The organism is Mesorhizobium shangrilense, from assembly GCF_040537815.1.
In the GTDB taxonomy this organism is placed as follows: Bacteria; Pseudomonadota; Alphaproteobacteria; order Rhizobiales; family Rhizobiaceae; genus Mesorhizobium; species Mesorhizobium shangrilense.
Map to the genome: position 1 here is coordinate 1,733,264 of NZ_JBEWSZ010000001.1, position 21,926 is coordinate 1,755,189.

At 61.6% G+C, this 21,926-nt stretch carries 23 protein-coding genes; 13 read left to right on the top strand and 10 right to left on the bottom strand.

From position 1 onward, the window contains the following. Nucleotides 1-110: 110 nt before the first annotated feature. Nucleotides 111-2,771: an autotransporter outer membrane beta-barrel domain-containing protein gene (locus tag ABVQ20_RS08770; protein WP_354459115.1), complete on the top strand. Its 2,661-nt coding sequence runs from the start codon at nt 111-113 to the stop codon at nt 2,769-2,771. A 16-nt stretch (nt 2,772-2,787) separates the two neighbouring features. On the opposite strand, the gene ABVQ20_RS08775 is transcribed toward ABVQ20_RS08770, so the two are convergent. Both ABVQ20_RS08775 and ABVQ20_RS08780 read right to left on the bottom strand, forming a co-directional pair. Then, the gene (locus ABVQ20_RS08775) at nt 2,788-3,312 is read right to left on the bottom strand and encodes a hypothetical protein (protein WP_354459116.1); all 525 of its coding nucleotides are present in this window, start codon (nt 3,310-3,312) and stop codon (nt 2,788-2,790) included. A gap of 90 nt (nt 3,313-3,402) precedes the next feature. Then, nucleotides 3,403-3,981 carry an NUDIX domain-containing protein gene (locus ABVQ20_RS08780; RefSeq protein WP_354459117.1) on the bottom strand — a complete coding sequence of 193 codons (579 nt, stop codon included), beginning with the start codon at nt 3,979-3,981 and terminating at the stop codon, nt 3,403-3,405. 159 nt (nt 3,982-4,140) lie between these two features. Between ABVQ20_RS08780 and ABVQ20_RS08785 the strand changes: the two genes are divergently transcribed. From ABVQ20_RS08785 to ABVQ20_RS08800, 4 genes are all read left to right on the top strand, one after another. Beyond that, nucleotides 4,141-5,244 carry an NADH:flavin oxidoreductase/NADH oxidase gene (locus ABVQ20_RS08785; RefSeq protein ID WP_354459118.1) on the top strand — a complete coding sequence of 368 codons (1,104 nt, stop codon included), beginning with the start codon at nt 4,141-4,143 and terminating at the stop codon, nt 5,242-5,244. 126 nt (nt 5,245-5,370) lie between these two features. After that, nucleotides 5,371-5,688, top strand: a complete 318-nt coding sequence (locus tag ABVQ20_RS08790) for an SH3 domain-containing protein (protein WP_354459119.1) — start codon at nt 5,371-5,373, stop codon at nt 5,686-5,688. Between the two features lie 63 nt (nt 5,689-5,751). After that, nucleotides 5,752-6,027: a DUF982 domain-containing protein gene (locus ABVQ20_RS08795; protein ID WP_354459120.1), complete on the top strand. Its 276-nt coding sequence runs from the start codon at nt 5,752-5,754 to the stop codon at nt 6,025-6,027. Between the two features lie 27 nt (nt 6,028-6,054). Continuing rightward, a complete protein-coding gene (locus ABVQ20_RS08800; RefSeq protein ID WP_354459121.1) occupies nt 6,055-6,294 on the top strand; it encodes a DUF2188 domain-containing protein in 240 nt (79 codons plus the stop codon). Between the two features lie 87 nt (nt 6,295-6,381). Here ABVQ20_RS08800 and ABVQ20_RS08805 read toward each other — a convergent pair whose 3' ends face one another. From ABVQ20_RS08805 to wrbA, 3 genes are all read right to left on the bottom strand, one after another. Continuing rightward, on the bottom strand, nt 6,382-6,657 hold the full coding sequence (locus ABVQ20_RS08805; protein WP_354459122.1) for a hypothetical protein: 276 nt from the start codon (nt 6,655-6,657) through the stop codon (nt 6,382-6,384). A gap of 68 nt (nt 6,658-6,725) precedes the next feature. After that, nucleotides 6,726-7,739, bottom strand: coding sequence for an alpha/beta fold hydrolase (locus ABVQ20_RS08810; RefSeq protein WP_354459123.1), 1,014 nt, complete (start codon nt 7,737-7,739; stop codon nt 6,726-6,728). Nucleotides 7,740-7,899: 160 nt separating this feature from the next. Further along, entirely contained in the window at nt 7,900-8,499 is a 600-nt protein-coding gene (gene wrbA / locus ABVQ20_RS08815; protein ID WP_354459124.1) for an NAD(P)H:quinone oxidoreductase type IV, read from the bottom strand. 182 nt (nt 8,500-8,681) lie between these two features. Here wrbA and ABVQ20_RS08820 point away from each other — a divergent pair, with 182 nt between their 5' ends. From ABVQ20_RS08820 to ABVQ20_RS08855, 8 genes are all read left to right on the top strand, one after another. Then, the gene (locus ABVQ20_RS08820) at nt 8,682-9,425 is read left to right on the top strand and encodes a competence/damage-inducible protein A (protein WP_354459125.1); all 744 of its coding nucleotides are present in this window, start codon (nt 8,682-8,684) and stop codon (nt 9,423-9,425) included. 80 nt (nt 9,426-9,505) lie between these two features. Continuing rightward, nucleotides 9,506-10,339, top strand: coding sequence for a universal stress protein (locus ABVQ20_RS08825; RefSeq protein WP_354459126.1), 834 nt, complete (start codon nt 9,506-9,508; stop codon nt 10,337-10,339). Between the two features lie 116 nt (nt 10,340-10,455). Beyond that, on the top strand, nt 10,456-10,956 hold the full coding sequence (gene gpt / locus ABVQ20_RS08830; RefSeq protein ID WP_354459127.1) for a xanthine phosphoribosyltransferase: 501 nt from the start codon (nt 10,456-10,458) through the stop codon (nt 10,954-10,956). A gap of 210 nt (nt 10,957-11,166) precedes the next feature. After that, the gene (locus ABVQ20_RS08835) at nt 11,167-11,655 is read left to right on the top strand and encodes an NUDIX hydrolase (protein ID WP_354459128.1); all 489 of its coding nucleotides are present in this window, start codon (nt 11,167-11,169) and stop codon (nt 11,653-11,655) included. A gap of 140 nt (nt 11,656-11,795) precedes the next feature. Then, entirely contained in the window at nt 11,796-12,107 is a 312-nt protein-coding gene (locus tag ABVQ20_RS08840; protein ID WP_354459129.1) for a PilZ domain-containing protein, read from the top strand. 670 nt (nt 12,108-12,777) lie between these two features. After that, entirely contained in the window at nt 12,778-16,578 is a 3,801-nt protein-coding gene (locus ABVQ20_RS08845) for a vitamin B12-dependent ribonucleotide reductase (protein ID WP_354459130.1), read from the top strand. 6 nt (nt 16,579-16,584) lie between these two features. Further along, a complete protein-coding gene (locus ABVQ20_RS08850; protein ID WP_354459131.1) occupies nt 16,585-16,785 on the top strand; it encodes a type II toxin-antitoxin system HicA family toxin in 201 nt (66 codons plus the stop codon). Between the two features lie 4 nt (nt 16,786-16,789). Beyond that, nucleotides 16,790-16,996 (top strand): type II toxin-antitoxin system HicB family antitoxin, encoded by a 207-nt coding sequence (locus ABVQ20_RS08855; RefSeq protein ID WP_354459132.1) that lies wholly within the window; start codon nt 16,790-16,792, stop codon nt 16,994-16,996. 140 nt (nt 16,997-17,136) lie between these two features. Here ABVQ20_RS08855 and ABVQ20_RS08860 read toward each other — a convergent pair whose 3' ends face one another. The 5 genes from ABVQ20_RS08860 to ABVQ20_RS08880 form a co-directional block, all read right to left on the bottom strand. After that, nucleotides 17,137-17,592 carry a lysozyme inhibitor LprI family protein gene (locus ABVQ20_RS08860; protein WP_354459133.1) on the bottom strand — a complete coding sequence of 152 codons (456 nt, stop codon included), beginning with the start codon at nt 17,590-17,592 and terminating at the stop codon, nt 17,137-17,139. 155 nt (nt 17,593-17,747) lie between these two features. Continuing rightward, on the bottom strand, nt 17,748-18,164 hold the full coding sequence (locus ABVQ20_RS08865; protein ID WP_354459134.1) for a Rieske (2Fe-2S) protein: 417 nt from the start codon (nt 18,162-18,164) through the stop codon (nt 17,748-17,750). Continuing rightward, a complete protein-coding gene (locus ABVQ20_RS08870; protein WP_354459135.1) occupies nt 18,161-19,264 on the bottom strand; it encodes an amidohydrolase family protein in 1,104 nt (367 codons plus the stop codon). The genes ABVQ20_RS08865 and ABVQ20_RS08870 overlap by 4 nt, the downstream gene beginning before the upstream one ends. Further along, complete coding sequence (locus ABVQ20_RS08875; protein WP_354459136.1) at nt 19,261-20,355, bottom strand: amidohydrolase family protein; 1,095 nt, start codon at nt 20,353-20,355, stop codon at nt 19,261-19,263. Before ABVQ20_RS08875 ends, ABVQ20_RS08870 begins: the two co-directional genes overlap by 4 nt. 319 nt (nt 20,356-20,674) lie before the next feature. Next, entirely contained in the window at nt 20,675-21,643 is a 969-nt protein-coding gene (locus tag ABVQ20_RS08880; RefSeq protein ID WP_354459137.1) for a GlxA family transcriptional regulator, read from the bottom strand. Between the last annotated feature and the right edge of the window lie 283 nt (nt 21,644-21,926).

A 21,926-nucleotide genomic window follows, 5' to 3' on the forward strand; every position in this document is an offset into this window, starting at 1 on the left:
ACGGCCAGAGGCAACGGGGCTTACAGTTGAAGAACAGGATTTGTGACCGCCCTCGCCGGGCGGACGGCAGAGCTTTGCGCCGAGCGGTGTGGCTGGCGACAGCGGCGCTCATGCCCCTGGCAATGTCGGGCGGTGTGCGCGCAGCCGATGTCAATGTCACCGCCAATGTCGGAACCGGCATCAATCTCGACACTCAAACCGGCAGTACAGCCGAGGTCGAACCGGGCGTCACGGTGACCAACATCTCTGGCAGTTCGTCGATCTACGCGACAACAAGCGCGTGGGGACTGACGAACAACGGTTCCATCTCGTCTTCTCTGGCCAATACCGTTTCGCTTTCCGTCAACGGCTCCTCGGTCACCAATTTCGGCACGATCACCAGCGATGCGAACGGCAACTCCATCTGGATGACCGGCGGCGGCAGCGTCGACAACAAGGCGGGCGCGACGATCAGTTCGGGTCACAGTGGCATCAGGATCGGCACGGCGGCTGCAGGTCCGGGAACAGTCACCAATGCCGGAACCATCACCCAGACCGGGACAAGCGGCGATCTTGTCACCCTGCTGTTCGGCGGCACGGTGACCAACCTCGCGGGCGGCACCATCTCGGCCAACAACGGCAGCAACGCGGTGTCGGTCGGCCAGGGCACGTCGCGAACCGTCATCAACTCCGGCACCATCACGAACACCGGATCGGGCTTCGCGACGGGTGTCCTGGTCCAGGGCGGGGCAAGCACGGTGACCAACAACGCAACGGGTCATATCAGCGGGACCTTCAATGGCGTCTATGCCAGCGCCAGCGCACCGCTCACCTTGACCAACGACGGCATCATCGAATCGACCGGCTCAAGCACGAGCGCCCGCGCGGTGGAAGCGACCGGCGGCGGCACCTTCATAAACACCGGTACCATCCGGTCGGCATCGAGCGACGGGCTCTATCTGGGGCGGGCCGGCACCGTGACAAACAGCGGAACGATTTCCGGCGCGGTGCGCGCCATCAACTTCTCCGGCAACTACGCGCGCACTCTCAATCTGGACACCGGCTCGGTGCTGAACGGCGTCGTCCAGGGCGGAACCGGGGTGGACAGTCTTGTGCTGCTCGGCACCGGCACCGAAAGCGCGGCCAGGTTCCTCGCTTTCGAGACCCTGTCGATGCAGGGCACCGCCTGGACGCTCAATGACGCCGGCACTTTCTCCACCAGTTCAGAGGTTCAATCCGGCACGTTGACTGTCGCGGGGACACTTACCAGCCCGACGATCACGGTGCGGTCGGCCGGCACGTTGACCGGCAGTGGGACGCTTGTCGGCGCGTTCACGAATTCCGGCACGGTGCGCGTGTCGTCCGGGGCGCTTACCATCTCCGGCAGCTTCACCAGCCAGGCAGGCTCGACTTTGGCTATGGGTGTTACACCGTCTACCGGCGCAGTGCTTGATGTAACCGGCACCGCAACGTTGAACGGCGGCACGGTGGCGGTCTTGGCTGGGTCCGGAACCTATGCGCCGAGCATGACATACACCATCCTGACCGCCAGCGGCGGGCGTACTGGTGCCTTCGCCGGCACCACCAGCAACTTCGCATTCCTCGACCCGACCCTGACCTACGACGGCAACAACGTCTATCTCACCCTGGTGCGCAACAGCATCGACTTCGGCGCCATTGGCGGCACGCCCAACCAGCGCTCGGCCGGCGGCGGCGTCGAATCCCTCGGCTTCAACACCCCGATCTACGAAGCTGTCGCACTGCTCGACATCAATGGCGCACGCAGCGCATTCGACCAGCTCTCGGGAGAAATTCACGCCTCGATCAAGGGCGGCCTGCTGGATGACAGCCGCTTTGTCCGAGATGCCATCGTCAATCGTCTTGACGCCGCCTTCGGCGGCATTTCCTCGCCCCCTATTCCGCTCATGGCCTACGGCGAAGGCGGCCCGCAAATGGTTGCCGCCGACACCGACCGCTTTGCCGTCTGGAGCCAGGGTTTTGGCTCGTGGGGCAGCCATGACAGCGACGGCAACGCCGCCACTCTCGAACGCTCGACCACCGGCCTGCTGGTGGGAGCGGATGGCATGGCCGGTGCATGGCGGCTTGGCATGATCGGCGGCTACAGCCGCTCAAGTTTCGATGTCGATGACCGTCGCTCCTCCGGCGACAGCGACAATTATCATCTCGGCCTTTATGGCGGGACAAACTGGGGTGCGATCGCTTTTCGCGCAGGTGCCGCTTACGCGTGGAACCGCATCTCGACCTCGCGCTCGGTTTCCTTCGGCGGCTTCGCCGATCAACTGTCGACGGATTACGATGCCGGTACGGCCCAGGCCTATGGCGAGCTCGCCTACAAGGGCGATGCCGGAGCCTTCGGTTTCGAACCCTTCGTCAATCTTGCCTACGTCAACCTGCACACCGATGGTTTTACCGAAAAGGGCGGCTCGGCGGCGCTGACCAGCGAAAGCTCGAGCACCGACACCACCTTCACCACGCTGGGCGTCAGGATCTCCAGCGGATTCACGGTTGGCGGCGTCGAGGCGACGGCGCGTGGCATGCTTGGCTGGCGGCACGCCTTTGGCGACGTCGCGCCGCTGTCGACCTTCGCCTTCGCAGGCGGCGATACCTTCACCATCGCCGGCGCACCGATTGCCCGGGATGCCGCTCTCGTCGAACTTGGCGTCGATGTACAGCTCGCCTCGAATGCCACAATCGGGCTCTCCTATGCAGGGCAATTCGGTGCAGACGTCCATGACAACGGCTTCAAGGCCAAGCTTGGCCTGTCGTTCTGAGCGAGAGGTCGGCAGGCTACTGCTGTACCAGAGCAAAGGAGTTCGTGAAGTGTTTGACGCTGGCGGAGTTTTCCTGCCCGCGTGAAGAGGTGCACAATATCTGGTAGACGTGCGTACCGTCCGTCACCACCAGCATCGTGGCAATGAACTTGCCGCCCGGGAGCTCGATATCGAAGCGGCGGGCGGGATCGGCTCCAACAGCCAATCGCGTCTGCGAGCGCACTTTTCCCGCCTTGGCGACCGTGGTGGCCATGAGATCGAGCACGGCTTCGGGATCGGATGGAGACGCATAGGTCGTCAGCTCGACGGAGTATGAAAAGCCCTTGGAGGTCAAGTCGGCCTCGACGTGCGGCGCGGGGCCGACGCGGCTCGGCAACGTATCTCTTTTGACCGTGGGGACGCCGGGGAACTCAATACGATATCCGTCGCCGGACGGTTGAAACGGCTTCCACTTGGTCTGCGTTTCGGCGGACGCTGTTGTCCCGATGCACGAAAGCGCCGACACAGCCAGGACCAAACAAAAAAGCCTCATCGCTTCCACCTGCCCGTTCGATCTCCAACAGTAGCAGTGCGGACGCTCGCCTTGTCAAGCGACAGCTAAAATACCTGACTCCGGCTGTCGCTATGCCAGTCAAGCCCGAATTGGGTTGAGCTTCAGGTGCTGGATAAGGATGATGGTTTTCGCATCGATGATGCGGCCGTCGGAAATTCCGGCCAGCGCCTCATCGAGCGACATTTCCAGCACCTCGATGTCCTCGCCTTCTTCCGGTGCGCCGCCACCCGCCGAGATACGGTCGGCCGGCGAATATCGCGCGACGAAGAACCAGAGCCGCTCAGTCACGCTGCCGGGGCTCATATAGGGCGCAAACAACCGCTCCACGTCCTTCAGCCGATAGCCGAGTTCCTCTTCCGCTTCCTTGCGGATGCAGGTCTCCGGATCGTTTTCGTCAAGCAGGCCGGCGCACGCCTCGATCAGCGGTTCGCGGTGGCCGGTGACATAGGCCGGATAGCGGAACTGCCGCACCAACAGCACCGTCGAACGTGCGGGGTCATAGGGCAGGATCACCGCGCCGTCGCCGCGATCGTAGGTCTGGCGGATCTGTGTCTCCCACTGCCCATCGCGGCGGCGATAATCGAGCACGGTCTTTTTCAGAACCGCCCAATCGTCGGAAAGTACCTCCTCCGAACGGATGCGAATGCGATCTTCCATCGTGATCTCCATGCTGCGGTTGTGAGGCGTAACCGCGAACCGGCGCGCGCGCAATCCGGCCAGCGATTGGTCCAGACCTATCGTTTCACCGCCTCGTGTCTGGTGCGGGCTTGATCGATTGCCTAGATAGCGGTCTACCCCCGTATCGGAGTCTCCTTCATGACTGCATTGCTTTTCCAGCCGATCACGCTCGACGGCCTGACCTTTCCAAACCGCATCGCCGTGGCGCCGATGTGCCAATATTCAGCCGAAGACGGCTCCGCCAGCGACTGGCACCTGTACCACTGGATGAATCTCGCCATGTCCGGCGCCGGCATGGTCACCGTCGAGATGACCGATGTCGAGCGGCGTGGCCGCATTTCGCATGGCTGCCTCGGCCTCTATTCCGAGGATAACGAGGCTGCAGCCAAGCGCGCGCTCGACGCCGCCAAGCGCGTTGCCGCGCCCGGAACGAAATTCGGCACGCAGCTTGCGCATGCCGGCCGAAAGGCTTCCAACCAGAGGCCGTGGGAAGGTGGCGGCCCGCTCCGGCCCGACCAGGATCCGTGGCCGGTCGTGTCGGCCTCGGCCATTGCCTACGATGCTGGCTGGCAGGTTCCACGGGCACTCGAGGAGGACGAGATCCTTCAGGTCATCCAGCACTTCGCCGATGCCGCAGGGAGGGCCGAGCGCGCCGGCTTCGATTTCATCGAATTGCACGCGGCGCATGGCTATCTGATCTTCCAGTTCCTGTCGCCGCTGTCCAACCAGCGCACCGACCGCTGGGGCGGCTCGCTGGAAAACCGCATGCGTTTCGCTGTCGAGATCGCCAAGGCGGTGAGGAAGGCAGCCCCGAAGCTGATGCTTGGCGCACGCCTGTCGGTCAAGGACTGGGTCGACGGCGGCTTCGATGTCGAGGATGCGATCGAGGTAGCCAAGGCGCTTAAAGCGGAAGGCGTCGCCTATCTCTGCTGCTCCAGCGGCGGCAATTCGCCGTTGCAGAAGCTGCCGACAGGCCCAGGCTATCAGGTGCACTTGGCGGAAGCCGTGCGCAATGGGGCAGACATTCCGACGCGCGCCGTCGGCCTGATCGACGATCCCAGGCAGGCCGAGGCGATCATCGCCGAGGGCCGCGCCGACATGGTGGCGCTGGCGCGCGCTTTCCTTGCCGATCCGCGCTGGGGTTGGCGTGCCGCCGCCACGTTCAGCGAGACGATCCATCCGGCGCCGCAGCTCGCCCGTTCGGTGACGACGATGCAACACTGGATGAAGGCGGCGGGTTGACGCCCTGCACCTGACCGGCCAGTTTCGTGCCGCTGGACAGTCCGCCACGGCTTCGCTTTAATCCAGCCCGTGAATTGTTCCACAGGGCAAGGTCGTGTCCAACGCGGCCGGATTGGGGCAGGCAGCATGTCTTTCCAGGCAACCTACATCAGTGCGGTCGCAGCGCTTGCGGCCGGGCTTTCTTTCGGTGCGCCGGCACCGGCCGTCGCGCAATATTGCGACGGCACGGTGCACGGCCTGTCTGGCCGCTACAATCTGGCAACGGGAAGCGGCTTCCTGGCGGTGCGGACGCAACCAAATTCGTCATCGCGCATGGTCGGCCAGCTTTTCAATGGCGATCACACCGAGATCCTCGACCGTCGCGGCAATTGGTATCGGGTCGAAATCGGAGGCATTTCCGGCTGGGCGAATGCCCGCTGGCTCTACAATGACTGCGGCTACTGAGACGTTTGGGCGCAGGCAAACGGACACGATTGCAACCAAATTGGCTGCTTTGCGTTTGCGGCCATGGACAACAAACCCTTTGAAACGCCCGTCGTCGTCGAACTCGGCCACGTCGGCAAATACCGCCACATCCGCGACACCCGGGAAGCAGCCGAGTGCCTGATGACCGTTTGGCCGCTCAATCGCGGACGTCGCCATCGCGAAGCCCTCGACACTTGCCTCAAAGTGCTGGAAGGTTATCGTTCAACGGCGGATGCGCGCCGGGCGCTGATCGAGGCCGCCAAGGAATCGGAAGTGCTGGTGCCCGACGACAGACTGCCAGACGGAAAGCTGCATTGAGCAGACGTTTCAACCAGAGAGGATTCCATGGCGAAGCTGACTTACAAAATCGTCGAGCATGATGGCGGCTGGGCCTACAAGGTCGGCTCGACGTTTTCGGGAACATTTCCCAGCCATCAGGACGCCTTGCGTGCCGCAGAAATAGCTTCGGCCGAACAGCAGGTTGCGGGCGCGACTGACGGCATCCAGTACGAGGACGCCGAGGGGAAATGGCACGACGAATTGGCTGATGGCCGAGACCGGCCGCAAACCGAAGTTTCCGACTGACCGCAACCCGTCATTTAGGCCGCGCGCCGACCGTAAGCATCCCGAGAACGGGAATGGCCGGCGGTCGGCTACGAGGCCACGGCTGACTTACTTGCCGCAGTATTGATCGTTCACATTCAGGCCTGAGTTCGCATCAGGGCCAGTTGTGTTCGAGGCGCAGGGGCCGGCCGGCCCCGGATTGCCTTGTACCGCCAACCCGATTCGATCCCCATAAATGCTGCCGGTGGTGCTGGTATCGACGCCCTGGTCATTGTTGAAGGGCCACCAGCTATGATGGTCGGTCCTGGAGTCCGAGGATTGCGCCATCGCCGATGTCGCGAGGCCAATCGTCAAAGCGGACGCCGCAAGAATTTTCATGAACATGACTGTACTCCGTGTCTAGCCACCCCCGTGTCTACGCCGCTGTGTGCGACACGGGGTAAACCCGGCAGTCAGCCCGATGGTTCAGTGAAATTGTCGTGAGGGAGTGGTGATCTCCGGTGCGCGAAAGCCCGGTCCGCTATTCGTTTTACGAAGGCGATGATCCGTTCCGGTTCTATGAACTGGGGCATATGACCCAGGCCCTTGATGCTTTCAAAATCGAGGTCCTTGATCTTCTCGATCATCGGGCGGCCATGGACGCCGATGTTGAGCACACGATCCGACGTCCCGAAGAGGATGCCGGCCGGCATCGTGATTTCCTTGTATCGCTGCTCGACGTGGCCAAGATCGTGCTCGATCGCCACCAGATCGGTCGAGGTCGCGTAGAAGTGGCTTGGCCGCAACCCCAGCCAGCCTCCGCCAGCTGTCCCATAGTCGGCTGGCGGCGATTGTGGCGAGAAGACAAGGTCGAGCGTGGGCCCGGCATATTTCAGGCTCATCGGTATCGCGATCGTGTTGGCAAGGATCGTGCGCAGCAGCGTTGAGGGAATATAGATCGCCTTGAACAGTCCGCGTATCCTGCGTTCCATATGCGTCAGCGGTGCCAGCAGGGCGATTCCGGAAATCGCATCCGGATGTTCCACGGCCAGCGTCAGCGCGATGGCGCCGCCCAGCGAATGGCCGACCACCAGCGGCTTCTCCAATCCCAGCGTTTCGATGAAGCGTCGTACCACCTCTGCCTGTTCGGGCAGTCGCCCCGTGGCTCCGCCGGCCCGCACCGAATAGCCCGACCCCGGCCGGTCAAGCGCGATCAGCCGATAGCCAGGGCCAAAGCGCCCGAACAATGGATGGAGGAAATGATGGAGCTGGGCGCCGAGGCCATGCAGGAAGACGACCGGCGGCCCCTCACCCGCCTCGACATAGTGAATGCGATTGCCGTCTATCTCGACGAATTTTCCAATCGGTGGCACCTGCCTTTCGGCATCGGCTGCAATGCGCTGTGTCGACAGCACCATGTAGCCAGTCGCCACGACCACCACGACAATCAGCCCGCCGACCAGCCACAACAGAATCGATACGAGCATTCTTCACCTGGAACAGAGCCGGCCTACCTTACCTGCCCCCGGCTCCGCCGCAAGCTTGCATGAAAACGGGCGGCACGGAGGCCGCCCGTCGATAGTGTCGATTCCCGATGCCTCTGAACCTGGACAGCCGGAAAAATCCAGGCGCCCCTGGCGAGAAAGATCAGCAGTGCAGTTTCTTGGTGATTTCGGCGACGCGCTTGCCCTGGAATTTGGCGCCTTCGAGTTCCTGTGCCGAAGGCTGGCGCGAGCCGTCGCCGTCGCTGGTCGTGGTCATGCCGTAGGGTGCTCCGCCACGCACGACATCGTTGCCCATCTGGGCCTGGTATGCATAGGACAGCGGCACGATGATCATGCCGTGATGCTGCAGCAATGCCTGCGTGGTGATCAGGGTAAGTTCGGCGCCGCCGTGCTGGGTGGCGGTCGACGACATCACCGAACCGATCTTGTCGACCAGCGCACCCTTGGCCCACAACGGCCCGGTCTGGTCGAAGAAGTTCTTCAGCTGCGCGCACATCATGCCGTAGCGCGTCGAGGCGCCGACGATGATCGCATCATAGTCGGCGAGTTCGAGCGGATCGGCGATTGCCGCTTCCTGGTCGAGCTTGTAGTAGGCTGCCTTGGCGACGGCCTCTGGCACCAGTTCGGCAACACGCTTGATCGTCACCTCAGCACCTGCCTCGCGCGCACCTTCGGCGGCGGCCTTGGCCATCTGCTCCATGTGGCCCCAGCTCGAATAGTAGAGAACAAGTACCTTCGCCATTTTCATCTCCTTGATGCACCGGCCAACAGAGGCTGAAGCCGCCCCGACAGGGAGAGCTAACTAAGGGCGCCGGTGTTCATTGGATATCTCGCGTATGGGCACAGATTGTTCACAGTTCAGGCGGCATTGCCGTCGCCCGCCCATCGCGCTATCTGGGAGCGACCCGTTTGCCGGAGCCTTCCATGCCTGAAATCGTCACTGCCGCCATGCTCGTCATCGGCGACGAGATTCTGTCCGGCCGTACCAAGGACAAGAATATCGGCCATCTGGCTGATATCATGACGGCGATCGGCATCGACCTCAAGGAAGTGCGCATCGTTCCCGATGAGGAAGACGAGATCGTCGCGGCGGTGAACGCCGTGCGCGCACGCTATACCTATGTGTTCACCACCGGCGGCATCGGCCCAACGCATGACGACATCACGGCGGATTCGATTTCCAAGGCCTTCGGCGTGCCATGCGAATACAATGCCGAGGCCTATGCGATGCTGGAAGCGAGCTACGCTGCGCGGAGCATCGAATACACGGACGCGCGCAAGCGCATGTCGCGGATGCCGCGCGGCGCCGACCTTATCGTCAATCCGGTGTCCACCGCGCCGGGCTTCCGCATAGGCAACGTCCACGTTATGGCCGGCGTGCCGTCAATTTTCCAGGCCATGCTCGACAATGTGGTGCCGACGCTGAGGGCCGGCACCAAGATGCTGTCGGCCACGGTTCCTTGCCCGTTCGGCGAGGGATTGATCGGCGGACCTCTGGCAGAGATCCAGAAGGCGCATCCGGACACGATCATCGGTTCCTATCCGAAATACGGCGACGGCAAATTCTGGACGGAACTCGTCGTGCGCGCCCGCAGCCAGGAGGCACTGGACGCCGCGCGGCAAGACGTTGAGGCGATGGTCGCGGGCTTTGCCAACGCCACGAGCTGATCAACCCCGTCCGGAACCAAGCATGGTACTATAACGTTTCCTCAGTGCGAGTTCGATCGCTCGTAAAATGAGGGGTTACCATGCGATTCAAGACCATCGTCGCCATATTGCAGAACGAGCAGGACGCGGAACGGGTGCTCGACTGCGCCATTCCGCTTGCCACCAGATTCCAGAGCCATCTCATCGGCATCCACGCCGAAGCGCTTCCGGTGCCTTTTACCTCGGCCACCGGCTTTCCAGACACCGAGTTCCTTCAGGTTTCCGCCGACATGAGCCGGGAGCGGGCCGACCGACTGCAGGCGGTTTTCCTCAAGCATATCGAGGATTCCGGCCTATCCTTCGAATGGCGCAGTCTTGAGAGCTTTTCGGGCGACAGCGCATTGACCGGTATTTCAAGCGTCCGGACCGCGGACCTGATCATCGCGGCGCAGCGTGAATCCGGTGGTGATCCCAGCGCCGATGTCGACACGCTGGTCTACGATGCCGGCCGGCCAGTTCTGGTCGTGCCGCATTCAGGTCCGCTGGTCACGACCTTCAAGCATGTGCTGCTCGCCTGGAACGGCAGCAAGGAAGCGGCGCGCGCCGCCTTCGACGCCTTGCCCTTCATCATCGAGGCCGAGAAGACGGATATCGTGGTCATAGACCCGCCGGACACACTTGACGAAAGCCCGGAGGCTGCCGGCGTCGAAATCGCCGCGGCCCTTTCCAGGCACGGTGCCACGGTCAGCGTCTCCGTGCTGAATTCGGGCGGCATCTCGGTCGACGACGTCATCCAGACAAGGGTCGCCGAAACAGGAGCCGACCTGCTCGTGCTCGGCGCCTACAGTCACTCCTGGCTGCGCCAGCTGCTTTTCGGCGGCGTGACACGCACCGTGTTGCGTACCGCGCCGGTCGCGGCTTTCCTGTCGCGTTAAGTCCACAACGATCGCCGACAACGGCCCTTGCCAAAGCCGAGGCTTTCCAGCTAATTCCGCGCGCATTCCCTTGTGATCTTGCGCGCGGCCATCGCGCGCTGCGGAGTGCGCGAAAAATGTCCCTTCCCGAAAAAGCCTTTCCGGTCTCCTGGGATCAGTTTCACCGCGACGCCCGCGCCCTCGCCTGGCGGCTTGCGGGCAACAACAAGGGGCAATGGAAGGCGATCGTCTGCATCACCCGTGGCGGTCTCGTGCCCGCGGCCATCATCTCGCGAGAACTTGGCATCAGGATCATCGAATCGGTCTGCGTCGCCTCCTATCATGACTATGCCAACCAGGGGCAATTGCAGGTGCTGAAGGAGATTACGCCGGCGCTGCTGGCCGATGAGGGTGCTGGCGTCCTGATCATCGACGACCTCACCGACACCGGCAAGACGGCCGGCATCGTGCGTGCGATGATGCCCAAGGCGCATTTCGCCACCGTCTACGCCAAGCCCAAGGGCAGACCGCTGGTCGACACCTTTGTCACGGAGGTCAGCCAGGACACCTGGATCTACTTCCCGTGGGATATGGGCTTCACCTACCAGAAGCCGATCGCGGACGACCACGCCGGCTGAGTCGCGACAAGCCCGTTTTTCCCAATCAGCGGCCCCAAAAGGGTATCGTTTACTTCGGAAAAGCGTCCGGAGAGCACAATATTGTGTGAATTCGTCATCGATTGGTGGAATTCGACCCGCGGACATAACGTTTTTACTTTTATTGCTGATAATTAGCCGTAAGATTCATGAGACGGCAAACGATTCTGAGGGCTGGGGCTAGCTTCTCCGATGTTGACGAGGCCAACAACGCACAACCATCTGGCTGAAAGGGTTCGGCGCCTTTTCGGCACCGCGCCGTGTCGCCTGCAGGTTGCCGCCCTGCCCTGGCGCGATACCGGACACGGTGTCGAGATCATGCTGATCACGAGCCGCGACACCGGACGCTGGGTGATACCCAAGGGCTGGCCGGAGGCAAAGGAAGCGCTTTGCAAGGCGGCCGCGCGCGAGGCCGGCGAGGAAGCCGGGCTGCGCGGGACAATCTCCCATATCGAGGCCGGCCGTTATTTCTATGCAAAGGTGCTTGCCTCCGGAGAAGAAGTGCCTTGCGAGGTTCTGGTGTTTCCTATGCAGGTCGACAAGATTGCCGACCAATGGAAGGAAAAGCGAGCCCGCACGCGCAAATGGGTAAGCTCAACTGAAGCCGTGCGCATGGTCAACGAGCCTGACCTTTGTCAGATCATCGCCTATTTCTGTGCCGACCCGCGCAAATTCAGCTGACATCGGACGCCCGCCATCCAAGCGGGAATTTGAACGTTTGTTCAACAAGACCAGGTGTCGAAGACGTGCATTGCCGCGCGTTGCAGCGAGTGATTTGCTATTGAAAAAGGAACCGATTCGGCTGCCCTGGCGTTTCATCGATGACGAACCCCGAAAACCCGACTGACAAGGATTCCGCTCAGAACAAGCGTGAGCATCGCCAACGCGTGCTCAAGGGCGGGACGATCATCACCGGGATTCAAAACTCCGAAGTCAGTTGCACCTTGCGCAATCAGCACGAGGGCGGTGCCGAATTGAAGATTCCGCTCGAAGCCCGGGTGCCAGACCGCTTCCTGCTCTACGTTTCGGTGGATGGCATTGCCTATCGGTGCGACGTCCGCTGGCGCCGCAATGACCGGCTCGGCGTTCAGTTCACCGGGACTGAGCCGAAACCGAAGCTTCACTATGGCTGATACTGCCGACAGCGAACACGCCCTCAGGGAGGGCCGTCGGTCGCATCATGTTGCAAATGGTCCGTAAGGAACCAGTCGCGACTGCGGCGGACTGGAAGACAGGTCCCGCAGCCGACATTCTATCCCCGTTATCCACATATGTAACACACAAGATGTTGGGGTCACAAAAGCTACGCAAACGAATCCTTGACGGCGCAAAACGAGTCGCCTTTTATAGGCCATGCGCTCCTGTTGAGAGTGCGACCGGAAAGTTCTGAGCCCGGTCTTTTTCCCGGATTATGTGCGTTTTTGCTCGCATTTCCGCCTGTTTACGAGGCCGGCGGAAGCGTTGGGTTTGTGGGGTCGTGGGCGGCGAAAGGGAGAATTGTCGGACTGGAATAAATTGTCTGTTAATACTATATTTAGTGTTTGCAGGTAGGTTCGACGCTAGATAGTGTGAATTTCCCTCCGGTGAGGGACTCGGAAAAAATCAGTTTTGAGGGACCCGCGGGGTTCGTCGGCGAGTTGGACAGGCGCTTCGCAAGGAGTTTGACCAGCAGGGCCAGCGGAGAACCGCGAAAGGAGAGCCGGCCGTTTTCGAACGCCGGCAGGCGGCGGACATGTGCGTTTCGCATCAGGGGCAGAAATCCCTGGGGAAAAGCGCTATATATAGACAAAAGGGATCGGACCAATGCGCATCGAGCGTCGTTTCACCAAGCCAGGGCAAGCGGGTCAAGAAGGGGCCGCCTATGCGGAGATCGAATTCCGCAAGGCGCTTTCCGAGATCAAGAATCCGGATGGCTCGGTGGTGTTCCGTCTCGACAACATCGATGTGCCTGTGCAGTTCTCCCAGGTTGCCGCCGACATCCTGGCGCAGAAGTATTTCCGCAAGGCCGGTGTCCCCGCACGGCTGAAGAAGGTCGAGGAGAACGATGTTCCCTCGTTCCTGTGGCGCTCCGTCGCCGACGATGCCGAGCTCGCCAAGTTGCCGGAAGCGGAGCGCTATGGTTCCGAGATCGACGCCCGCCAGGTTTTCGACCGGCTCTCCGGCACATGGACCTATTGGGGCTGGAAGGGCGGCTACTTCAAGTCGGAGGACGACGCGCGCGCCTTCCGCGACGAGCTTGCCTATATGCTGGCCACGCAGCGCGTCGCGCCGAATTCGCCGCAGTGGTTCAACACCGGCCTGCACTGGGCCTATGGCATCGATGGCCCGAGCCAGGGCCACTATTATGTCGACCCGTTCACTGGCAAGCTGACCAAGTCGAAGTCCTCCTACGAGCATCCACAGCCGCATGCCTGCTTCATCCAGGGCGTGCAGGACGACCTCGTCAACGAAGGCGGCATCATGGACCTTTGGGTGCGTGAAGCGCGCCTGTTCAAATACGGCTCTGGCACCGGCTCGAACTTCTCCATGCTGCGCGGCGAAGGCGAAAAGCTGTCCGGCGGCGGCCGTTCGTCCGGGCTGATGAGCTTCCTCAAGATCGGCGACCGCGCGGCGGGCGCCATCAAGTCGGGCGGCACGACGCGCCGCGCCGCGAAAATGGTCATCGTCGACGCCGATCATCCCGATATCGAGGAATTCATCGACTGGAAGGTCAATGAAGAGCAGAAGGTCGCCTCGCTGGTCACCGGCTCCAAGATCGTCAAGAAGCATCTCGAAGCGATCATGAAGGCCTGCGTCAACTGCGAAGGCCAGGACGACGACTGCTTCGACCCGTCGATCAACACCGCGCTGAAGCGCGAGATCAAGGCGGCCAAGAAGGACGCGGTGCCGGAGAACTACATCTACCGCGTCATCCAGTTCGCCAAGCAGGGCTACACCTCGATGTCGTTCAAGACCTACGACACCGACTGGGATTCCGATGCCTACCTGACGGTTTCCGGCCAGAACTCCAACAATTCGGTGTCGCTGAAGGACAATTTCCTGCGCGCTGTCGAGGATGACGCCGACTGGCACCTCACCGCCCGCAAGGACGGCAAGGTCTTGAAGACGCTGAAGGCGCGCGACCTCTGGGAAAAGATCGGCTACGCCGCCTGGGCGTCGGCTGACCCCGGCCTGCATTTCAACACGACGATGAACGACTGGCACACCTGCGCTTCGGCCGGTGCGATCCGGGCGTCCAACCCGTGCTCGGAATACATGTTCCTCGACGACACGGCCTGTAACCTGGCCTCGATCAACCTCCTGCCCTACCGCAACGCGGACAGCACCATCGATATCGCCGCCTATGAGCACACCGTGCGGCTGTGGACCATCGTTCTCGAAATCTCGGTGATGATGGCGCAGTTCCCGTCGAAGGAGATCGCCAAGCAGTCCTACGAATACCGCACGCTCGGCCTCGGCTATGCCAACATCGGCGGCCTGCTGATGACCTCGGGCATTCCCTACGATTCCGACGAGGGCCGCGCCATCTGCGCGGCACTCACCGCCATCATGACCGGTGTAGCTTATGCCACTTCGGCCGAGATGGCCGCCGAACTCGGCGCCTTCGCCGACTACGACCGCAACGCGCAGAACATGCTGCGCGTCATGCGCAACCATCGCCGCGCCGCCTATGGCGAGAAGCAGGGTTATGAGAAGCTCGCGGTCAATCCGGTGCCGCTGGTTGCCTCCGACCTGAAGCAGCCTGAGCTCGCGGCTCATGCCAAGGCCGCCTGGGACCGCGCCATCGAGCTCGGCGAAGAACATGGCTACCGCAATGCGCAGGCAACCGTCATCGCGCCGACCGGCACGATCGGTCTCGTCATGGATTGCGACACCACCGGCATCGAGCCCGATTTCGCGCTGGTGAAGTTCAAGAAGCTGGCCGGCGGCGGTTACTTCAAGATCATCAACCGCGCCGTGCCGGAGGCGCTGCGCTCGCTCGGCTATTCGGAAGCACAGCTCGCCGAGATCGAGGCCTATGCGGTCGGCCACGGCAATCTCAACCAGGCGCCCGGCATCAATCCCGGCTCGCTCAAGGCCAAGGGCTTCACCGACGACAAGATCGCAGCGCTCAATGCGGCATTGAAGTCGGCCTTCGACATCAAGTTCGTCTTCAACCAGTGGACGCTCGGCGCCGACTGGGTGAAGGAAAACTTTGGCTTCACCGACGAGCAGCTCAACGACTTCTCGTTCGAGATCCTGCCGGCGCTCGGCTTCTCCAGGAAGGACATCGAGGCCGCCAACATCCATGTCTGCGGTGCGATGACGCTGGAGGGCGCGCCGTTCCTCAAGGCCGAGCATCTCGCGGTGTTCGACTGCGCCAGCCCGTGCGGCAAGATCGGCAAGCGTTCGCTTTCGATCAACAGCCACATCATGATGATGGCGGCGGCGCAGCCCTTCATCTCCGGCGCCATCTCCAAGACCATCAACATGCCCAACGATGCGACGGTGGAAGACGCCAAGGGCGCCTACATGCTGTCGTGGAAGCTGGCGCTGAAGGCCAACGCGCTCTACCGCGACGGCTCGAAGCTGTCGCAGCCGCTGAATTCCTCGCTGCTCGCCGATGGCGAGGAGGACGAGGACGACGTGGTCGAGCAGCTGATCGCGGCACCGGCGGCAGCACGCGCGGCGCAGATCACCGAGCGGATCGTCGAGCGCATCATCGAACGCGTGTCGCGCGAGCAGGAAAAGCTGCCCGGCCGCCGCAAGGGCTACACGCAGAAGGCCAAGATCGGTGGCAACACCATTTTCCTGCGCACCGGCGAATATGATGACGGCCGCCTCGGCGAGATCTTCATCGACATGAACAAGGAAGGTGCCACGCTGCGTGGGCTTCTCAACAACTTCGCCATCGCCATTTCGCTTGGCCTGCAATACGGCGTGCCGCTCGACGAATATGTGCACGCCTTCACCTTCACCAAGTTCGAGCCGGCCGGCATGGTGCAGGGCAACGACGCCATCAAGAGCGCGACGTCGATCCTCGACTACGTGTTCCGTGAGCTGGCCATCTCCTATCTCGGCCGCAACGACCTCGCCCATGTCGACCAGTCGGACTTCTCCAACACGGCACTTGGCCGTGGCATCAGCGAAGGCAAGACGGACGCAGTCTCCAAGGGCCTGACCCGTGGCGCCTCGCCGGTAAAACTGGTGTCGCGTGTGAGCGGCAATGATCCGAAGGGCTTTGCTGGAGCCGGCGCCCCTGCCCGCTCGGCTCCGACCGCCTTTTCAGGTTCCAACGTGCTGGCGCTGAAACCGGCCAGCGACGAGGCGGTCGCCTACAAGCGTGACTATGAGGAGCGGGCAAAGGAGCTGGCCGAGGATATCGCCTTCGAGGAAGCGGCGGGTGCTGCTTCCGTGGCTTCGGACGCCACGGCGGCGCTATTCACCGACGCGGCCGCCAACGAAGCCGCCGAGGCCAAGAAACTCGCCAACGACCGCCGCGCCAAGTCCCTGCTCCAGGGCTACACCGGCAATTCCTGCTCCGAATGCCAGAATTTCACCATGGTGCGCAACGGGACTTGCGAGAAGTGCGACACGTGTGGCGCGACGAGCGGCTGCAGCTGAAAACGGATGCCGCCTCGGCTTACGGTTCGCGAGGTCATTCGCCTGTTGGAAGCCAATGGCTGGTATCTGGTTGCAACCAAGGGCAGTCATCGCCAATATAAACACAAAGTCAAAGCCGGCCGCGTCACAGTGGCCGGCAAGCCGTCTGAAGAGGTTGCGCCGGGGACACTGAACAGCATCCTCAAGCAGGCTGGTTTGAAGGAGTGATGGCATGCGTTACGCGGTAGTGATTGAAAAAGCAGGAGATAATTTCTCGGCTTATGTGCCGGACCTACCCGGCTGCATCGCAACCGGTGCGACTGTCCCCGAGGTCGAAACCGAGATTCGTGACGCCATACGCTTTCACATCGAAGGTTTACTGGCCGATGGGCTAGATGTGCCCAAAGGTGTCAGCCTCGCGGAATATGTGGAAGCATAAACCGCAGCATTAGACCGCTACTCCGGGTAAAAACGTCACCCTTTGCGATGCCATTTGCTTGGCATGTCCGACAATTCAAAGCTTGTGATCTCGCTCCTAGCGGCGTCTGCTCGCATGACGCCCGGCGCCTTCCATCATCTTCACTCATCGATCGCCATGACCCGGACATAGCCTTCCAACTGAAGCGCCCGATCCCGATTGGCGTTGGTCGCGTCAGAAGCTTGCATGGGCACGAACATCGTGCCTTGCCGGGTTTCATACAGCGCGTCTCGTGCCTTCGCCTCACTGTCGCGGAAGGCCAGCCATGCGCGCTGTGACAGGCGGAGCTGTTGCGCTGCCTTCTCGGGCAATTTGTGCATGAGCGTCGCATAGGCAGCGTTCATGCGGCGATCGTAGTCGCTCGATGCCGCCGCTTCGCATTCGGTTTGACCGGCTGTGGAGGCATTTGCTGCGTCGTTCAGGCAGCGGTCGAGTGTAGTAGCGGTCGGATCATCCAGTGATGCGGCCATCAGGCTGGCCGGCGATGCCAGCACCAACAGACAGGCCAGCGCTGCTTTCGTGGCAAGAAGCGTCCGGCCGAAGCGCTCAATCTGCATTTCGCCTCCGAAGTATGATCCCATCAGCGACCCTCAGGGTCGCGGTAGGAAGGTTCTTGTCTCTCACTTTATACGCAGTATTTAGCCGGCGTATTAAACGCATCGTGCGCTGACCAGCGTACCAGCCAACAGGGCAACGGCAAGCTCCCGACCGGCTATATGATAACGTAGACGAGCCCCTCTTCCTTGACGGTTTCAAACGTTGTCGCCGCCAGTTTTTCTTCCGCCACGCAAGATGGTGCATCGCCTACGGCGGTCTCATACCTGCGCACCTTGATGCGGGCCGGGTCGATTTGCGATTGGCCCGTCGCGATATCGAACTCCCAATGATGCCACGGGCAACGGATGATCATGTTGCGCCGGCAATACTGATGCTGACCGGGAACCGTGGCTCGAAGTTCTCCGATCTGGTCGCCCTGTGAAAGCGGTCCGCCCTGGTGCGGGCATCTGTCAGCCAGGGCGTAAAAAGCGCCGTCGACATGGAAAACGACGATGGAGCGGCCCGCCACGTCGACTTTCAGCCGGCCACCATCCGGAATGTCGCTGACGGCAGCGACCGGATGGCGTGTCATCGCGCCGCCCCATAAAGGGCCGCGGCATTGTCATAGAGAATGGCGCGCTTGAGTTTCGCACCGATATGCGGCGGCAGCGAATGGCGGGGATCATCGAAATCCCAGTGCGGATAGTCCGACGAAAACACAACGCGGTCATGACCGATCCAGTCGATGATGTCGACGAGATGCCGCTTGTTCTCAGGTTCCTCCATGGGTTGGGTCGCGACCCAGAGATGCTGCTTCAGATATTCGGACGGCGGACGCGTAACATGCGGAACTTCGTCGCGCATGCGGGCCCAAAGCCGGTCCAACCGCCAGCCAAGCGCGGGTATCCAGGCAAGACCGGCCTCCAGCAGAACGATGCGGGTGCCGGGAAAGCGCTCGAACAGGCCCTCGAAGATCATGCTTGTCAGCATCGCCTGGGCCGAGGGAGCATGCTCGGTCATTTCCTCCATATAGTAGGAAGGCCAACCCGCCGGCGTGATCGCCTGGCCCGAATATCCGAAGACATGAATGCCAACCGGAAGGTTTGCCGCTTCCGCCGCCTCGAAGATCGGCCAGTATCGGCGCTGTCCCAGCAGTTCGGCCGTGCGGCTGAGCAGGAGCACCTGGGCAAAGCGGCCATCGCCTGCGAAATGTTCGATCTCGGCGCGCGCCAGCGCTCCGTTCTCGTAGGGAACGCAGATCGAGCATTTGAGCCTTGGCTCCGGCTCGTTGTAGAGATCGAGCTGCCATTGATTGCTGGCACGGCATAGTGCTGCGGAATAATCGTCTCCGAGCACACCCTGGCCTGTTGGCCAAAGCGGATTCATGATCCCGAATTCCATGTTGTAGAGGTCGAGAAGCTGGTCGCGCAGCATGCCGACATCGGATCCCGGCAGCCCCCCATTCGCAGGCCAGGTATCACGCCGCGAGGAAGCCGGCGCCGCCTTGGGATAGGGATTCCCGTCCTGATAGCCCATCCGGTAGCGTAGCCCGTAGGTAGCGAGATGCGCCTGCCAACGCTGGCTGAGGAAGGGCTTGAGATCGTCCACGGAGGTGAGTTTTGGATGCACGTCGCAATCGATAATGGTCTGCACGACAGACGTGCTCGAAGGCGCGGCCGGATGAATGGTCATGCGTGCAGCTCCTTGAGACGGGGATAAGTCGCAACCGGATTTTCCACCGCGATCTTATGGACAAGCGTCGCATCAAATCCGGCGGGCAGGACAGCATCGCCGTCGAACTGCCAGTGCGGATAGTCTGACGAGAACAGCAGCATTTCGTCGGAGCCAATGTGATCGATCAGCCGGGATACGATATCCGGATTGTCCGGAATGTCGAAAGGTTGCGTCGTCAACCGCACGTGATCGCGTATGATTTCCGCGGGCAGCCGGTCGACCCAAGGCGTCTCGAACCGCAGTCCCCTCCAGAATTTGCCGAAACGCCAGAGGAAAGCCGGAAGCCAACTGACGCCGGATTCCAGAAGGACGACCTTGAGGGAAGGAAACTCCGTGAACACGCCTTCCGAAACCAGGCTGGCCAGCTGTCCCTGCATGATCTGCGACTGGGCGGCATAGTCCTCGGCAACTGTATTCGGCCAGCCGACAGACGTAACGGGATGGTGGTATGCGCTGCCGGCATGGATGCCAATCGGCAAACCATGCTTGACCGCGACCTTGTACAGCGGCCAGTAGTTGCGATGCCCATAGGGCATATGGGCCGAGGACGGAAACAGCACCTGCACGAACCGGCGGTCCTCGGCGCAACGTTCGATCTCGGCCACGGCCGCCTCGATATCCTGCAGCGGCGGCACGATCGAAGCGCGCAGGCCAGAATGCTTGTCGAGCCATTCCGAGCGCGTCCAGTCATTCAGCGCCCTGGTCACCGCGACGGCCATGTAGGCGTCGTAAAGCATGTGAACGCCGGAGAGATTGTTGAGGATTCCCGCCCGCGCGCCAAAATGATCCAGAGCCTCCCTGGCCAACCGTTCCGGTGTGTTGGTCAGGCCACCCGCCGGGTCGCGCCAATCCGGGCGGCAGGTCAGCGGCGCGTTGTTGGGATAGGCGATGCTGTCGAATTGTCCGATCCCGCGAGACGCAATCAGGTCCTGCCAGACATCCGGCAGGAGCGGCATGAGTTGGCTCACGGTTGGGTTGGGGTGGTGAATGTCGCAATTCACGCTGCCTTCCGGCAGCAGTGCATTGGCCCGGTGCGTCAGCAATGTCATGATCCCTGGACTTTCCGTAGAGGCAAAAGTCGTGGTTCACTCGACGTATGCCCGGCCGTTCCCGTCGGCCTTGCACGGCAGGTACGGAGTATGTTCCCGCACCAAGAGCAGTGCAATCGCGCGACTTCATGGACCAAAAATGATGGATCGCGGCCCTGTCCGGCATCATTTTCTCGTCAACATTCGCGAGTTTTTCGCCTGGTTCACTGCCTCCAAGGCAGTGAACCATCGGCGGCAATGATCCGCCACGGACACAGGCGAGACCCGCCGTGGCCCGTCATGGCGGACCAGCAATGTCCAGGGAAGACGCGCAATTCCGCTATTGTTCGGGCCGACGTTCGCTCGACGGCAGGCATCCGAATTGCAGCCGGTAGCTCTGTGCGAAATAGGACTGCGATGCAAAGCCGGTCGCCAACGCGACGCTGAAGATCGACAGAGGCGTTTGCCGCAAGAGCGCGCGAGCCCGTTCCAGCCGCAGCGTGATGTAGTAGCGGCCAGGCGTCATACTCACCTGCGATGAGAACAGGCGCTCCAGCTGGCGCACGGACAAGCCGCCCTCCTTCGCAAGCTGCACCACCGAAAGCGGCTTTTCCAGATTGTCCGCCATGAGTTCGATGACCCTGCGCAGCGCCACGGATTTGCTGGCCAGGTCGCGACCCGGACCAACGCGTTGCCGATCGCTGGGGGAGCGGACACGCTCGTGCTGAAACTGCCCGGCGACCTCGTTGGCGATCACAGTGCCCAGGTCTCGGCGAATGATTTCCAGGAACAGATCCATCGACGTCGTGCCGCCGGCGGACGTGTAGCGTTTTCGGTCGATTTCGTAGACGTTGCCCGTGCATTCGATATCGGGAAATTTTTCCTGGAAACCCGCGCGGTTTTCCCAGTGGATGGTGCAGCGATGGCCTTCCAGCTGACCCGCTTCGGCCAATACGTGGCTGCCGAGCGTAAGAGCGCCGAGTGACGAGCCACGCCTGCCCCATCGGCGCAACGCCGATATCACGGCCGCCTTTTCCGGAAAATCGATCGCCGTTCCCGCGCAGACGAACGCAATGTCGCTGCTCGGGACAGTCTCCAGCGAGTAATCGACGTTGAGCTTCATGCCATTGGACGCCATGACTGGCTGCCCATCGAACGAAATCGTGATCCACCTGTAGAACTGCCGGCCAACGGTGTGATTTGCGGTGCGCATGGTGTCGACGGCGGAGGCAAGGCTGAACATCGGAAACCGGTGCACAAGGAGAAACGCGATTGTCCGGGGAGCATCTTCCACGCTTGTGTCCGTCAATCTTTCCTCATTCCTCAAGAGAGCTGGGTACGTTCCACGAAACACAGCTTGGTATAGTCATCTTCCGGCCCAGCATCAGCATTCCGGCGATTTGGTCGGCACGCAATATCAGGGAACGGCGCGCATTGCCGTTTTTCCGAAACCATTCACCTGGATTCTCACCTGTCAGTGTTCTGGATTGCGAAGGCCCTGCAGGCCGGACTATCTCAAACCAGGCGGATTCATTTCCGCAGTCGAACAGACATCGATTTTCTTGCCAAGATTGTCGGATTTCCGCGAAACG

Bases quoted from the DNA above. Each gene is read 5' to 3' on its own strand.
- ABVQ20_RS08770 (WP_354459115.1), top strand. From the start codon at position 111: ATGCCCCTGGCAATGTCGGGCGGTGTGCGCGCAGCCGATGTCAATGTC.
- ABVQ20_RS08780 (WP_354459117.1), bottom strand. From the start codon at position 3,981: ATGGAAGATCGCATTCGCATCCGTTCGGAGGAGGTACTTTCCGACGAT.
- ABVQ20_RS08785 (WP_354459118.1), top strand. From the start codon at position 4,141: ATGACTGCATTGCTTTTCCAGCCGATCACGCTCGACGGCCTGACCTTT.
- ABVQ20_RS08790 (WP_354459119.1), top strand. From the start codon at position 5,371: ATGTCTTTCCAGGCAACCTACATCAGTGCGGTCGCAGCGCTTGCGGCC.
- ABVQ20_RS08795 (WP_354459120.1), top strand. From the start codon at position 5,752: ATGGACAACAAACCCTTTGAAACGCCCGTCGTCGTCGAACTCGGCCAC.
- ABVQ20_RS08800 (WP_354459121.1), top strand. From the start codon at position 6,055: ATGGCGAAGCTGACTTACAAAATCGTCGAGCATGATGGCGGCTGGGCC.
- ABVQ20_RS08805 (WP_354459122.1), bottom strand. From the start codon at position 6,657: ATGTTCATGAAAATTCTTGCGGCGTCCGCTTTGACGATTGGCCTCGCG.
- ABVQ20_RS08810 (WP_354459123.1), bottom strand. From the start codon at position 7,739: ATGCTCGTATCGATTCTGTTGTGGCTGGTCGGCGGGCTGATTGTCGTG.
- wrbA (WP_354459124.1), bottom strand. From the start codon at position 8,499: ATGGCGAAGGTACTTGTTCTCTACTATTCGAGCTGGGGCCACATGGAG.
- ABVQ20_RS08820 (WP_354459125.1), top strand. From the start codon at position 8,682: ATGCCTGAAATCGTCACTGCCGCCATGCTCGTCATCGGCGACGAGATT.
- ABVQ20_RS08825 (WP_354459126.1), top strand. From the start codon at position 9,506: ATGCGATTCAAGACCATCGTCGCCATATTGCAGAACGAGCAGGACGCG.
- gpt (WP_354459127.1), top strand. From the start codon at position 10,456: ATGTCCCTTCCCGAAAAAGCCTTTCCGGTCTCCTGGGATCAGTTTCAC.
- ABVQ20_RS08835 (WP_354459128.1), top strand. From the start codon at position 11,167: ATGTTGACGAGGCCAACAACGCACAACCATCTGGCTGAAAGGGTTCGG.
- ABVQ20_RS08840 (WP_354459129.1), top strand. From the start codon at position 11,796: ATGACGAACCCCGAAAACCCGACTGACAAGGATTCCGCTCAGAACAAG.
- ABVQ20_RS08845 (WP_354459130.1), top strand. From the start codon at position 12,778: ATGCGCATCGAGCGTCGTTTCACCAAGCCAGGGCAAGCGGGTCAAGAA.
- ABVQ20_RS08850 (WP_354459131.1), top strand. From the start codon at position 16,585: ATGCCGCCTCGGCTTACGGTTCGCGAGGTCATTCGCCTGTTGGAAGCC.
- ABVQ20_RS08855 (WP_354459132.1), top strand. From the start codon at position 16,790: ATGCGTTACGCGGTAGTGATTGAAAAAGCAGGAGATAATTTCTCGGCT.
- ABVQ20_RS08860 (WP_354459133.1), bottom strand. From the start codon at position 17,592: ATGCAGATTGAGCGCTTCGGCCGGACGCTTCTTGCCACGAAAGCAGCG.
- ABVQ20_RS08865 (WP_354459134.1), bottom strand. From the start codon at position 18,164: ATGACACGCCATCCGGTCGCTGCCGTCAGCGACATTCCGGATGGTGGC.
- ABVQ20_RS08870 (WP_354459135.1), bottom strand. From the start codon at position 19,264: ATGACCATTCATCCGGCCGCGCCTTCGAGCACGTCTGTCGTGCAGACC.
- ABVQ20_RS08875 (WP_354459136.1), bottom strand. From the start codon at position 20,355: ATGACATTGCTGACGCACCGGGCCAATGCACTGCTGCCGGAAGGCAGC.